The 13,894-nt window shown below is 58.6% G+C and carries 12 protein-coding genes and 1 pseudogene; 3 read left to right on the forward strand and 10 right to left on the reverse strand.

Features of this window, described 5'->3' with window-relative positions; translation table 11 throughout:
* The first annotated feature begins 656 nt into the window (after positions 1–656).
* From FJW08_RS31050 to FJW08_RS31060, 3 genes and pseudogenes are all read left to right on the forward strand, one after another.
* Positions 657–1,085, forward strand: coding sequence for a transposase (locus FJW08_RS31050; RefSeq protein WP_181183097.1), 429 nt, complete (start codon positions 657–659; stop codon positions 1,083–1,085).
* Positions 1,082–1,438 carry an IS66 family insertion sequence element accessory protein TnpB gene (gene tnpB, locus FJW08_RS31055; RefSeq protein WP_140813610.1) on the forward strand — a complete coding sequence of 119 codons (357 nt, stop codon included), beginning with the start codon at positions 1,082–1,084 and terminating at the stop codon, positions 1,436–1,438. The genes FJW08_RS31050 and tnpB overlap by 4 nt, the downstream gene beginning before the upstream one ends.
* A gap of 69 nt (positions 1,439–1,507) precedes the next feature.
* Positions 1,508–2,355: pseudogene (locus tag FJW08_RS31060) on the forward strand (IS66 family transposase); the annotation flags it as partial.
* On the opposite strand, the gene FJW08_RS31065 reads toward FJW08_RS31060, so the two are convergent.
* The 10 genes from FJW08_RS31065 to FJW08_RS31110 all read right to left on the reverse strand — a co-directional run bounded on the left by FJW08_RS31065 (position 2,348) and on the right by FJW08_RS31110 (position 13,547).
* A complete protein-coding gene (locus FJW08_RS31065) occupies positions 2,348–2,851 on the reverse strand; it encodes an HlyD family efflux transporter periplasmic adaptor subunit (RefSeq protein ID WP_348642703.1) in 504 nt (167 codons plus the stop codon). The pseudogene FJW08_RS31060 and the gene FJW08_RS31065 sit on opposite strands and share 8 nt — an antisense overlap.
* 202 nt (positions 2,852–3,053) lie before the next feature.
* Positions 3,054–4,385, reverse strand: coding sequence for an HlyD family type I secretion periplasmic adaptor subunit (locus tag FJW08_RS31070; RefSeq protein ID WP_224598646.1), 1,332 nt, complete (start codon positions 4,383–4,385; stop codon positions 3,054–3,056).
* 11 nt (positions 4,386–4,396) lie between these two features.
* Complete coding sequence (locus tag FJW08_RS31075; RefSeq protein WP_227791810.1) at positions 4,397–6,124, reverse strand: type I secretion system permease/ATPase; 1,728 nt, start codon at positions 6,122–6,124, stop codon at positions 4,397–4,399.
* A 316-nt stretch (positions 6,125–6,440) separates the two neighbouring features.
* Positions 6,441–7,343 carry a class I SAM-dependent methyltransferase gene (locus tag FJW08_RS31080; protein ID WP_224598651.1) on the reverse strand — a complete coding sequence of 301 codons (903 nt, stop codon included), beginning with the start codon at positions 7,341–7,343 and terminating at the stop codon, positions 6,441–6,443.
* A 76-nt stretch (positions 7,344–7,419) separates the two neighbouring features.
* On the reverse strand, positions 7,420–8,682 hold the full coding sequence (locus tag FJW08_RS31085; RefSeq protein WP_140813612.1) for a polysaccharide biosynthesis/export family protein: 1,263 nt from the start codon (positions 8,680–8,682) through the stop codon (positions 7,420–7,422).
* Complete coding sequence (locus tag FJW08_RS31090; protein ID WP_140813613.1) at positions 8,669–9,940, reverse strand: hypothetical protein; 1,272 nt, start codon at positions 9,938–9,940, stop codon at positions 8,669–8,671. The genes FJW08_RS31085 and FJW08_RS31090 overlap by 14 nt, the downstream gene beginning before the upstream one ends.
* A complete protein-coding gene (locus tag FJW08_RS31095) occupies positions 9,937–10,941 on the reverse strand; it encodes an SDR family NAD(P)-dependent oxidoreductase (protein ID WP_140764241.1) in 1,005 nt (334 codons plus the stop codon). The genes FJW08_RS31090 and FJW08_RS31095 overlap by 4 nt, the downstream gene beginning before the upstream one ends.
* A gap of 49 nt (positions 10,942–10,990) precedes the next feature.
* On the reverse strand, positions 10,991–11,665 hold the full coding sequence (locus tag FJW08_RS31100) for a sugar transferase (RefSeq protein WP_140813614.1): 675 nt from the start codon (positions 11,663–11,665) through the stop codon (positions 10,991–10,993).
* Positions 11,662–12,798 (reverse strand): DegT/DnrJ/EryC1/StrS aminotransferase family protein, encoded by a 1,137-nt coding sequence (locus FJW08_RS31105; protein ID WP_140764264.1) that lies wholly within the window; start codon positions 12,796–12,798, stop codon positions 11,662–11,664. Before FJW08_RS31105 ends, FJW08_RS31100 begins: the two co-directional genes overlap by 4 nt.
* 26 nt (positions 12,799–12,824) lie before the next feature.
* Entirely contained in the window at positions 12,825–13,547 is a 723-nt protein-coding gene (locus FJW08_RS31110; RefSeq protein WP_140764235.1) for an NDP-sugar synthase, read from the reverse strand.
* Positions 13,548–13,894 lie beyond the last annotated feature (347 nt).

A 13,894-nucleotide genomic window follows, 5' to 3' on the forward strand; every position in this document is an offset into this window, starting at 1 on the left:
GCCCTCGTTCGTGAGGCGTATATAGTCGCCACCCCGACAAACTGTCAACACCGCTTTCTCAAGTTTTTGAACTTTTTCGTGGAGATATCCACGGGGCCGAATTGGTGAGTTGGCTAGGCTGAGTTTCCACGCCGCTTTCAGCGATTGATCGCGCCTGGCTGCCGCCACGCTCTCAGACGGGCTGCAGGCGCCAAGTGTGAGGGTCGAGTCACAAGACCGCAACATTGCCACGGTGCTCCGCCGCGCCTTCCTCTTCCAGGGCCGCGACCAGCTTGACTGCGGACTCCCAATGCTTGGCAACATCGCTCCGCGTCCTTTCCCGGCTCCGGCTACCAACCGGCAAGCTTCCCGCGATCGCCTTTAAAAGCGGACATCCGTACAGATGGATGCTGCCATACATGGACTAGCGCCTGTTCGACACGCGCTGAGGCGCTCTATGGGGGTTTGCCAAGCCTACCACAACCGGGCCGCGCAGCCATATCAACGCGATGGATCGGCACCTCTGCTTCTCACCGCTCGCGCAGGACCTCCTGCTTGTATCGCATGAGCGGCGAAAGAAGGTAGCTGATGATACGTTCGGTGTTTCCGGGCCACCTTTCGGGAGTGGCCGCAATCTGTGAGGTTGCCGGTTCTGCATTGGGATCGGAGATCGGCTTGTGTCTGGACTTGACCTTGACCCTGAGCGACAGCCTCGACGTTTCGAGGTGATCAACGGTGCTGGCGGCCGGCGTCAGTGGTCGGTGGATGACAAAGCCCGGATCATTGCGGAGACTCTGGAGCCGAACGCAATCATTTCCGAGGTCGCCCGCCGGTATGGTCTGAGGCCGCAACAGGTCTTCGCCTGGCGTCGCGAAGCGCGCAAACAGGCCGTTTCGGCGCAGCAAGATTCTCCCGCCTTCGTGCCGGCGGTGGTGGGGGCGCCGGAACCCATAGCCAGGCATCCACCGAAGCAGCGGAACCGGAAAGCCACCCGAGACGCCGGCGTGATTGAGCTTGAGATCGACGGCATCGCCATGCGCGTTGGCCGTGGCGCCGATACCAAGACAGTAGCCGCTGTAATCCGCGCGCTGAAGGCGACGACGTGATTGGGCCGACGGGTGCGGTCAAGGTGATGGTAGCGACGAAGCCAGTGGAATTCCGCAAGGGTGCTGAGGGCTTGGCCGCCCTGGTGCGCGAGACGATGGGCGCCGATCCGTTCAGCGGCGCCGTTTACGTCTTCCGCGCCAAGCGCCCCGACCGGATCAAGCTGATCTTCTGGGACGGCACCGGGGTCTGCCTTTATGCAAAGCGTCTGGAGGATGGCGAGTTCCGCTGGCCGAAAGTGCATGACGGCGTGATGCGGTTGACGGCTGCACAGCTCTCGGCGCTGCTCGAAGGCCTCGATTGGCGGCGAGTCCACGAGCCGCGCCGGACCCGCATTCCAGTTCAGGCGGGCTGACCCGCGACGAAGTGAATCAGCGTGGATTCCGCTGTCGCGGGCCGTCGGCTAATATGGTCTGATCGGCTCATGGCGATGACGGCTGACCAGCTTCCCGACGATCCGGAGCGCTGAGGGCGATGGTCCTGGCGCGCGACATCGAGAATTCCCGTCTGGTCCAGATCATTAAGGAATTGCAGCGCCATCGCTTCGGCCGTCGTGCTGAGACGCTGCCGGAAGACCAACTGCTGCTGGGACTTGAGGAAGCCGAGCAGATCGAGGCGGCCGGCAGGAGGAGAACGAACAGGCTGCTCCCACGGAGCGACAGGCGCGTGTCGCCAAGCGTCGGGCGAACCGCGGCGCGTTGCCACCCCATCTGCCGCGCACGGAGATGGTCGTCGACATCGAGGCCCATGCCTGCCCGTGCTGCCGCAACGGCCTGCATCGGATCGGCGAAGACGTGAGCGAGCGGCTAAGACATCGTGCCGGCGCGGCTGCGTGTGATCGTCGTGCGCCGGCCCAAATATGCCTGCCGCGCCTGCGAGGACGTTGTCGTTCAGGCTCCGGCACCCGCCCGGTTGATCGAAGGCGGCCTTCCGACCGAGGCAACGATCGCCCAGGTCCTAGTCTCCAAAAATGCTGACCACCTGCCACTCTATCGTCAGGCGCAGATCTACGCCCGGCAGGGCATCAATCTCGACCGGTCGACGCTCGCCGACTGGGTCGGCCGTGCCGCCTGGCATCTATGTCCGGTGCACGAGCGGCTGCTTGGAAAGCTGAGGTCCTCACCAAAACTCTTCGCCGACGAGACGAAGGCGCCGGTGCTCGATCCGGGCCGCGGCAAGACGAAGACAGGCCAGCTCTGGGCCTATGCCCGCGATGACCGACCATGGAATGGCGGCGACCCGCCTTACATCCGCGCCTCTGAACTCAGGGCCGTGGCCTGAGAACACCGCTTACGATGATACGGCGTGAGCCGGTCTTGATCTCGACCGTGACCGACATGCCGGGTGACAGATCGGCGGATCTGCCCTCGATCCGCATCTGGGTGCGGTCGAGCGAGACGCGCGCTACATAGGCGAGCCCCTGCCCCCGTGTCTCGGTCGTCGAACTCTCTGCTGCGGATCGTGGCTCGCCTGAGGCATCGTCGCGTTTGTCATTGTTGACGGCGTCGTGCGAGACGCCGAGCACGCGCCCGTGCAAGAGCCCGTAGCGCGTGAAATTGAAGGTATCGACCTTGATCTCCGCCTCCTGCCCGGGAGAAACAAACCCGATATCGCTGTTCGACACCATGGCCTCGATCTCGAGGGCAGCGTCGGCCGGCACGACGACCGCGAGCGACTGCGCCGGCGTGACGACGCCTCCGGTCAAGATCGAACAGATAGAGCTGGCGCGTATCGCCCTGAAGAGACTCGGCCTCGTTGGCAAAGGCACCAGCGCGATCGCGACCTACCCAGGATGAGCTCGACAAGCTGATCGCCGACTTCGATGAAAATCCTCGTCAGATCGCTCCGGTCAGCTTGATCATACAGGGGTGTCCGCCACGGCACGCAGGTCCAAGGGTTCGCCCATATCCTATTAATGCCACCCCACAAATTCGCCTCGGTATGCCGTTGTCGGGTGGCGCTGTTGTCGCCTAACGGAAAGCCCTGGACATCTGGTCAGCGAACGGTTTCAGCAAGTACGACCATACAGTTCGTTCGTCTGTGCTGATGTGGACTTCGGCAGGCATGCCTGGCTTCAGGACCTTGGCTTCCGTTAAGCAGTCCGACTTGTTTTCAACCTTGATACGCGCTGAAAAATACGACAACTGACGCTGTTGGTCCTTGATCAAATCGGCGGATATGCGCTGAACCCACCCTTGGCAGGCGGGTGTAGTACCGGCGTCGAACGCAGGAAAACGAATTGATACTGGTTGGCCGGCGCGAATGTCATCTACACGCGACGGCGGGATTAGGGCGTCGACTACGAGATTGTCCGTATCCGGCACAATCATCATGAGCACTTCTCCGGGGCCGACGACACCGCCTACCGTGTGGATCGATGATTCTTGAATTGTTCCAGACTGCGGAGCCCTGACCGTACTTTTGCTCAGCTCATCCTGAGCTACTATCTTGCGCTCCTTCAGCTCGGTGCTCTTGGCTTCGGTCTGGCGAAGCTCGCTTGTGACATCGGCGCGCTTTTGTTCGTCGAGTTGGAGAATTTGCAGCGCAGTTTCGCTAACCCGAGCCTCCGCTTCGGCGACTGCAGCGGCCAGACGTCCCGATTCTCCGTGAGCTCGCGTGCTATCCAATCTCGCCTTGCTCAATCTTTCCTTTGAAACCAATTTCTTAGAATACAACGCTTCGACATCCGTGAGGTCGTGATCCAGCAAAGCCACCGCTTCATCTTCCGCCGCTTGCTCTGATTTGAGGCCGTCGATCTGACGTTCGAGTTGTCTTGTGCGACTTTGCAATTGAGCCTTCTGACCTTTGAGTGCCGCCGCACGGCTGTCGAACAAGGCGCGTTCACCACTGACAAGAGCCGCCAGCTCAGGGTTGCTCATCCTGGCCTGGACAGCTCGCGGGACCTGGATTTCCGGAAGGCTTTGCCGTTCCGCCTCCAGCCGGGCAAGGCGGATAGTCGCGCGATCGAGATCCTCGCTAATTATTTGCAGATTAGCCCTCGTCAATGTGTCATCCAGCTTGACCAGCACGTCGCCGGCTTGAACATGATCTCCGTCCTGGGCGAAGATAGCACCGATCGTACCACCCGTGAGATGCTGAACTTTCTTGATGTTGGTCTCTACCACCACTGTGGCTGGCGCAATCACCGCGCCGGCGATCTTGGTCAAGCCGACCCACAGCCCGCAGCCCAAGACTACTAGAAAAGTCGTTGCAAGACCTAGCATCAGATTGGCGCGAACGCCGTCTTGCAATCCGAGCACATCCTCCCCGGTGGCATATGGCGCCGTGATCGTATCAGACACTTGGAAGAATCTCAGGCATGCCCGCTGACGCCCTTGTGAAGGGGCACCACCGGACTTGGACGCTCTGCAGCTGGAAAGGGTCGGACCACGTTCGCCAGCACATCCTCGCGCGAGCCAAAGGAATGGAGCATGCCATTGGACATGACGAGAACCCGATCGATGTTGGTGAGAGCCGACGGACGATGAGCCACAATGATGACAATCCCACCACGCTGACGAACGCTCAGGATCGCACCGGCCAGCGCAGCATCGCCACTGACGTCGAGATTTGAATTAGGCTCGTCAAGAACGACAAGAAATGGTTCGCCATAAAGTGCCCTGGCCAGTCCCACGAGCTGCCGCTGCCCCGCCGACAAAGCAGTGCCCCCTTCCCCCACGCGCGTTTGAAAACCGTCTGGAAGTCGCATGATCATCTTGTCGATACCCGCCGCCCTGGCGGCAGCCATAACGCCTTTGGGATCGCCTTGGCCGCCAAACCTCGAGATGTTGTCCGCGACTGTACCATCAAACAGTTCAACGTCTTGCGGCAGGTAACCAACATGAGCGCCAACCCGCTCCGAACTCCATTGCTCGAGCGAGGCTCCGTCTAACCTGACCGTTCCGCGAAGCGGCTTCCACGCACCGACCAGGGCGCGAACGAGCGTCGTCTTGCCAGAGCCGCTCGGGCCGATAACGGCCATGCCGGAGCCTTTCGGCAATTGGAAAGTCACGTTTAAGACGGTCGGCCTCGACACGCCCGGCGGCGCGATCGTCAGGTCTTCAACCGCAAGAAGTGCCTGCGGGCGGGGCAATTCCATGGGCTCGTTGTGATCGTCAAAAGTGCTGAGCACGGCCGCCAACTGGGAGAAGCTGCGCCTAGCAGCCAGGAAACCCTTCCAGTTTGCGATCGCAATATCAACAGGGGCCAGCGCGCGGCCCAGCAATATGGATGACGCGATAATCACGCCAGGGGATGCTTCGCCGCCAATAACAAGATAAGCGCCGAGCCCTAAAACCGAGGATTGTAACGCCATGCGAAGCGCCTTGGTTAGCGAGCCGGCTGCGCCTACGACGTCGGAAAGCCGCTCCTGGTACGCCAGATAGGCTCGGGTCGCTTCGCTCCAGCGATGGCCAATCCGGTTGGAAAGACCCATAGCGTGCACAACTTCGGCGTTGCGACGCCCGGAATCGGCAAGAACGCGTTGCGATAAAAGTGCTTCGGACGCGTGCATCGCCGGTCCGCGCGCAAAAATTTCCGCCACCACTGTCAGGGTAATGACAACAGCCGCGCCTGCTGTGGCTAGTATTCCAAGCGAAGGGTGCAGAAGATAGATGATCACCAGATAAAATGGTATCCAGGGGGCGTCGAAGACGACTGTCGGTCCCAACCCGGAAAGAAAGCCGCGGAGTTGATCCAGATCGCGAAGCGGATGAGTCCTGCTTGCGTCCTCTCCGGCAATGAGCGGCAGGGACAGTGAGATGGCGAAGACCCTTTGCTGCAGAGTTCTATGGAGCCGACTGCCAATCCGCACCAAGAGGCGAAGCCGTATGAAATCGAGCACTCCATAGACCGCATACAGACCAAGCATCCCAATAGTGAATCCGACAAGCGTCGGAATGCTCTGTGAAGGCAGAACGCGATCGTAGATCTGCAGCATATAGATGGATCCTGTCAAAGACAGAATGTTGATGACCGCTGAGAACAGACCGACACCGGCCAGCCCAGGAACACAGCCTGAAAAAGCCGAACGCAAATCCATCGAAGGCCCGTTCCATCGCTTCATGGTGCGCGACCCTCTACGAGAAATGGCCGCATGGACTCGCTTGTCCTGCCGATTGTAAACACCCTCTTCCTTGCTAGCCCTGTCCCGCACCAAAAGCATTAAGCGTTGCTAAGGTATCTGCCTTCGGTAAAAATGTAGCAAAATCGTGACGCTTTTCCGAGAAACCCAAGGCTTCCTTGCCAAAAGCGGTGGATAAGATAGCGGGGGGTGGGAAAGTTTGCAGCGACAGCGCCGCCGAAGTCAAAACACGGTTTTTAGACCCGTGTGATTGCGACCCGGCGGTGCGACCAGCCTATCGTTTGTTTGCAACCACCAAAAAGTGTTGCGCAAGGGAGCCAGGCAGCTTGAGCGTTTTTGATGCCTTCTCAACTGGCTCGATCAATGCCTGGCAAAGGCCAGGCAAAAAGTGGCCTGGCCGAGGCAGATAACCGTAGGGGATCAGGTGCTCAACGGTGAAACCAGACGATACGAGCAATTCGTTAAATCGACTGGCGCTCAGCGTGTTGCGGAGTGTGCGTCCAAAAACCTGATTTAGCATCCGGCAAGCTACGCCAACTGGCGAGGTTGCGTTCATGTGTACGTTGGCCACAAGCCTGCCTTGGTCGTTCAGTTGGTCGTGTATCGCCGTCAGGGCCTCTCGTCGCAGAGAATCCTCGGCATTCAGGAAGAAACGAAATGCGGTTACAACGTCGAACGTTTCGCCGAGCGGGTCGACTGTCATATCGATGTGCCGCAGTTTCACATTGTCTGGGACCCGTGCACAGGCGAGCATAGCCCCGGAGACATCGACCCCCACCACCTCGTCAAACAGTTCGGCGGCTATGTTGGTGATGCGGCCGGTGCCGCACGCGAAGTCGAGGCACTTTCGGCCGGCACCACCCATGGGACCGAGAACGTCAACGAGAAGGGGCTTCTCAATTTTTGTCCACAGGGCGCCATAGTAGCCGGACTCGTGTGTCTTGTTGTAGTGCTCACCATAACCCAGGGCACAGTGGCTAATGCGATAATTATCCGAGACTTCATCCCCTTCCCGATCAGCCCGCCGATTCTGCCACACTCTGGCCTCAACAGCTCGGGGGCTCGTCTGAGGAACTTTCAAGACAGGTGTCTCAAACGTGCAGATTGCCGGGCCGGCCGCTGGTGCGACTTCAGTTGACTGCATTGGAGAGGCGCTTGGCTTGGACTGGATCTTCACGAAACCCTCCGTTCCATTTTGGTTGACGGTCGAACTTTGAGCCAGCGGCCTCCCCACGCGAGTCCGACACACCTGCTTACTGGATGGCCACGCCTTCGAGGTCACTGCTGAAGGTCGCCTCGATGGTATCTCCGGGCGCAACGACGGTATCCACGTCGGCAGCCAGCTTTCGCCATTCCTGGTCGACCTTGCGAATGATCAACACCTTGGCGCGGATTGTTTCCCCAGCCATAGGCAAGGGTCGGGCCGACGCTCCGGATGGCTGCAGTTTCTGGCTCGCGGCGTGAAGTTTTGCGGTGTTGTCCGCCAAACGCCCATCTGTGTCCTTCAATTCGGTCAGAAGACCAATTTTCCGTTGGTTCTCAGCGCGTTGCAGCTGCCTTGCATAGTCATCTTCCTGGCGACGCGCCCTCATCAGTTCAACTGACGTCTGAAGAGCACCGCTTGACGACAGAAGCAAAGCTCGCCGAACGTCGGCGAGCCTGTTGTTGGTGAGGTTGCCCGATTCAAAGACCTTCGTAACCCTAGCCAGATCGTCTTGGTCTGCCTTGACGCCGTCGTTTTCGACCTGTTGACGCTTGAGCAGAACGTCGATCTGATCTGCCGTGTCTTTCTCGCCTTTTTCGAGATAGCTCTGCTCCGCCTGAAAATCGCTGATTGAAATCTTCAAGGCCTCCGCTTCAGCCCGCGCTATTGCGGTACCGACACTGGCAGGCAACGGCGATCCCTGCGGCAGGTGTTGGTCAAAGCTCGCCTCACCTTGCAGTTCGGCGCGAATTCGAGCGCCGTGAAAGTAGTCCTTGATATACTCGCCCCAAAGCGATTCATAGTCGCGGCGCAGATCAACCGGATCGGGTCCCGCTTGGCCTGCTCTTGAACGCAAAAGGCTTAATCCACCGGAAACGGCTATCGCCTGTCGAACTGTCATCAGCGGGCGATACGGCTGCTGCCCCGGAGTAAGGACATCGCCGGTGACATAGATTGGCCGATATTCCGCGATCACCGCGGTCACGTCGCTTGGCTTGATGATAATCATTTGCTCTCGCCCGTCCTGCAGCCGCGCGCGAAAAATCTTTGTCGGCAAGATTGTTTCCATGCGCGTCTGCAGTTGAGTCGGAGTAAGGCCGGCAACCGATACCACGCCAACTTCGGGAAGCGCGATCGTGCCGTCCATCTGGACCACGGCACGCTGAATTCGCTCAGGAATCGAAGCAATTCCTATTTCGACGACATCTCCTGGAGACAATTGATAGACAAGCGGGGCGTCTGCCGCAGCGACCTTTTGGGCGGCTGATACCGCGACGAGCGCGGCGAGTAGAATTCGCTTATCGAAGCCCATTTGCCACAATCTCCTTCTGGCTCGACGTGCCCGACACTGACCAATCGACACGGGTGACAAAATCGTGGACCGGGCCGCCCGGCGCGCCCCAATTGCTTGACCAGACAACCTGCGAGCCGTCTGGGGAGGGCGAGGCGTGTGTCTCGCTCCAGTAGTCGAAGACGACATTTCGCGTCTCCGCGATGCGACGAACATATCCACTGCCATCAGTGCGCAGCGCGATCACTTCCCTTGCGTAAGGCGCCCAATCGGGATGGTTTGACACTTCCGCCGGATCGCCGGCGTAGCTCAAGAATACCCAGCCCGGCCTATTCAAGGCCCGTAGAGACGCGTGCTGGGCTTCGCCGTATTTCATCAGTGAGGTGACCGCCCCATCCGAGATCCGCCGCTTGATGACTTGATACTTGTCCGGTTCCGATTTGCTGATGCCCACATAAATTTCGCTGCCATCGGCATCGACGGTCATATCGCCGTGACCAGGCCGATGATGCTCCGCCCATTTCTGGCGCAAGACACCGTCGACGGAGAAGATCATGATCTGGTCCGTCCCGTCTTCAAGGTTCTGAAAGCAAAGAACGTTGGTGCCTAGCGGAGAGATCGAGCAGGCGCGGTTGGCCCCAGCAAGTTGAGCAAGATCGATATCCTGGAACTTTCGCTGCCGCTTGAGATCGTAGGCGAAGGCCACCGTTTTGCCGTCCGCTCGAACCGCGCGCACGACTATGCGATTGCCATCCCGGCTAGGGTTGCCTTTGTTAGGGCCGAACTGAAGATTGCTATAGTTCGTCGCGTGAAAAATCACTTCCTCACGATTGGTGCGCGGCGTCCACCTGGAGATTGCCCTGCCCTGGACGCAGATCATCTGGCTCGGTTCCTGCGGGTTCCACTCGCATCCGCCCGATCGGTCCCGGTGGAAGAGCGGGGCGTAGGTGTGTCCGTCGAGGAAGCACATGCCACCGCAGCCGTTGCTGATGACAAGAAGGCTTTGGTCAGCGCTCCAGGCTTGGGCGCTCGAATAGCGATGACTGCAATACTTCCTTCCACACACGACTCCATTGCCAAGGTTTCCGGGTTTGGTAACGCGCGTGAAGCTGTTGCCCGATGCCGGATCTTGCGTTGACTGGAGATAGCCCGGCAGGTCTGCCGGCAACGACACTGTCGGTGGAATGACGTTTTGCGACCCGATCGCGACGTGTAGATCGATGGGTAAGGCCGCTGCAATTAACATCAGAGCCGATGCGTAACGGTGGCCGGAAGTCATGTCATGTAGCCCATTTCGCGACGTACCCGACCTTCGCTGAGACGCGACCGCCACCAATCAATTGTTCGCCCCAAGCCATCGCGAAGGCTGGTCTGCGCCCGCCAACCAGTCTCGCTTTCAAGACGCGTGGAATCAGCCAGCAAGGCGCGAACTTCTGAGTTTTGCGGCCGGAGACGACTTTCGTCTCGATGAACGGCCTTTTTGGAGCCGCTCAACTCAAGAACGAGATCCAGTACGTCCGAAACAGTCACGGCGCGCTGGCTCCCGGCATTGTAGGCATTGCCGAATTCGAGACCAGACAACCCTGCCGTAAGGAATGCCGCCGCTGTGTCTTCGACAAAGGTGAGGTCGCGGACCGGACTTGTATCGCCGACCATGATTGCCGGGCAATTTGGGTCCAAGGCCTGGCGGATGATGGTCGGCACGATCGCCCGTTCACTCTGACGTGGCCCGTATGTGTTAAAGGGCCGCATGATCACGACAGGAACATCGAAAGACCTGGCGTAGGACTGGGCCATCATGTCGGCGCCGATCTTCGATGCCGAATAAGGCGACTGTCCCTGCAGCGGATGCGTTTCGCCGATTGGCATCGTCAAGGCGGTGCCGTAGACCTCGCTAGTCGAGGTGTGAACGACGCGTTCCGTCTCCCACTGGCGAGCCGCCTCAAGTACGTTCACCGTGCCCAGGATGTTATTTTCCACATATGACTGAGCGGCTGCGTAAGAATATGGAATAGCAATGAGCGCGGCCAGATGAAAAACAATCGACTGACCTCGCATGATCCGGTTCAGGAAAGCGCTGTCGCGAACGTCGCCACGCACGAGCTTCAGCTGGCTTCGAACTGTGTCGGGCAAATCATCCAACCACCCGTGACTGTCAAAGGAATTGTATAGCGCAAGGGCAGTGACATCCGCGCCGTTGCGTACGAGTGCCTCGGTAAGATGAGACCCGATAAATCCATCCGCACCTGTCACCAGAACCTTCTTGCCCTTGTAGCTCATGACCAAGCATTTCCTCGTCCGACGTGAGACGCTGTCTTTTCGTTAGCATTCATATGTGAGCCGGCGGCGACGGCACCCGGCCGAGAACGGCCAGGCAGCCGCGCACAATCCAGACGATGTCCGAAGCGATCGTGCGCTGCGAATAATACGCGAGGTCGATCTTTGCCTTGGCAGGAAAGAGGACTTCCCGGTAAAACAGCAGCGGCTCCGCCGAGAGAGGATAGAAACGGGCCTCGTGGCGGAACAGGACCTGGGTTGGACCCAGCAACCCCGGTTTGTATTGGAGAATGGCCTTAAGCTCGCCCTGGAAACAGTCAGCGAAAGCCAGACTTTCTGGACGCGGTCCGACTATCGCCATCTCGCCTCTCAAAACGTTCCACAATTGCGGTAACTCGTCGAATTTTGTTGCGGCGAGCAGCCGACCTAGAGGCGTCATGCGGCTGTCACCTGCCATGGTCAATGCCAAGCCCTGAGCGCTGCATTTGGCAGCGAATTTGCGAAATTTGTACATGCGAAAGGGCCGTCCCCCGGCGCCAATGCGGATCTGCACAAACAAGATGGGTCGACCGCCTTCGAGCAGGATTCCTAAAGCGACTAGCATCATCAGCGGCGCCAGCACGATGCCTGCAACGCTTGCCACAACGAGATCGATCGCGCGCCTACCGAACCCATGCGCGTAGCTTGGGACCAAGCGCCCATGAAAGGATCGAACCGAGGCGTTCATGCGGCGGTACCCGTTTGTGCGCAGCGGTTGACCACGCGTGCCAGCGTGCCCACAACCGTTTCTATGACGGGGGCGGTGATCTGGGGATGCAGGGGAAGTGTCAACTCTCGGTGTGCAAAGTCCTCTGTTCGGGGCAAATGCGTTCCAGGAGAGAGCTCTCGATAGAAACTCATCTGATGCACCGGCGGATAGTGGACGGTGGTCTGTATCTCCTGGTCCCGCAATTCGTCGACGACGTCTTGCCGGTTAACGTCGCGCGGCAGAAGAATTGGCATGATATGGTAAGCCGACGTCCGCGGTTCACTGAATGGAATGGTCACGCCGGGACAATGCATGGCAACCAGGCGCCGGTAGAGGACGACGAGGATGCGCCTAATTTCGTTCCATTCCCGCAAGTTCTCCAATTGAACCAGTCCTATGGCGGCCCGCAGTTCGTCCATGCGGTAGTTGAATCCGAGCATGGTGACATCATACTGTGCCGTGCGGCTGTTCAGCCGCTGATGTGTCCCGGTTGTCATCCCGTGGCCGCGGGCTTGTCGAATCCGTGCCCGCAGGGCCGGATCTTGAGCAATGACAGCGCCTCCTTCTGCCGTTGTCATGTTCTTGTTGCCATAGAAGCTGAAAGCGGCAGCAGCGCCAAACGTGCCAACTTCTTTCAGGCCGGGCGCATGCGCGGCATCCTCTATTATATGTAATCCCCGAGCGCGGGCGAATGTCTGCCAATCTTCCCGGTTGGCGAGGTAGCCCGCAAAGTGAACGAGCACCACTGCCTTAGTGCGTGACGTGCACCGCGCTTCCGCTTCCACCATAGACATCAATGGGACGTCGACGGATTCGATGTCGACGAAGACTGGCGTGGCGCCCACATAGAGGACCGCATTCGCAGTCGCTACGAAGGTAAGCGACGGTACAAGCACTTCGTCGCCCGGGCCAATCCCGAGTCCGTGCAGTATCAGATGAAGGGCTGCGGTGCAGGAACTGACCGCAACGCAATCTTCCGCGTTGTGCATTCTGGCAAATGCCTCTTCGAAAGCCTGCACCCGCTCGCCCATAGTCAGCCAGCTGCTATCAATTACCTTTGTGAGCGCATTCTTCTCCGGCAAGCCCAGAATAGGGGCACTCACCAAAAGCATCATTACCTCCCGGATCTTTGTGGTCGTTATGCTGCGGCTGCGGCAACCTCTATCGAGGACGGCTGCTCTTCCCACGAAATTGCTTGAGCATTCTGGAAGTCGTCGACGCGGCCGATATCAAGCCAAACGCCATCATGTTTGTAGACATGGACGACCGTACCCTTTTGCATCATTTGCAGCATTAGATCGTCAAAACCGAATGGTATTCCTGATGGTATAAACATCAACACATCCGGATTCATGCAGTAAATACCCATGCTAACCAAGTGCGAAAGGGTCGGCTTCTCACGGAATACCTTTACGGTATTGTCGACTTCGTCAATGACGCCGAAGTCCATCTTGTGCAGGCGGCATGCGGTGGCGATTGTCACCGGGTCCTTGTGCATCCGATGCGCTGCAACAAACCGGCTCAGGCTCAAATCGGTGAGGACATCGCCGTTGAGCACGACAAACGGTTCGGTAAGTTCATCTCTAATCAAGGACAGAGGCCCAATGGTGCCGAGCGGCTCCATTTCCTGGGTGTACTTGATCTTAAGATTCCATTGTGAGCCATCACCGCAAACGCTTCGGATCAAATGGCCGAGATAGCCAGTCGTGATATAGATTTCTTCAATGCCATTGCGCCGTAGCCATTTCAAAAGCAACTCAAGAACGGGCCGGGCACCGATCGGCATGAGCGGCTTCGGCAAGACCGACGTGAAGGGCCGAAGACGGGTTCCCATTCCACCGCATTGAATTACCGCTTTCATCCGAACCTCCCTGAATCATACGCCCGAACGCCATCGCCACGGGTCGTTCTTTACGCTAGCGTCCAGGAATCGCGCCTTCTATTCCGTTAGGAATTTAAGGTCCGGTGAGGCTTCTGTGATCCTCACCCGCGCCAATCCAGAACATCGTGGGGGAACGCTATCGTGATCGTCGGGTAGATGTCGTCGTGCATTTGAATGGTACCGAGGCAACGGTTCTGGTGTTGAATGAGCCGGCAAAAGGCGTCACCTCGGCCGACGCCGGAACGAACCCATAAGGCGGTGCGAAAAAAACCAGGGCATTTTCCAATCACATGCTAAAATATGGAGGGGTGGAATGTGCAGCAATG

This window comes from Mesorhizobium sp. B3-2-1 (assembly GCF_006439515.1).
In the GTDB taxonomy this organism is placed as follows: Bacteria; Pseudomonadota; Alphaproteobacteria; order Rhizobiales; family Rhizobiaceae; genus Mesorhizobium.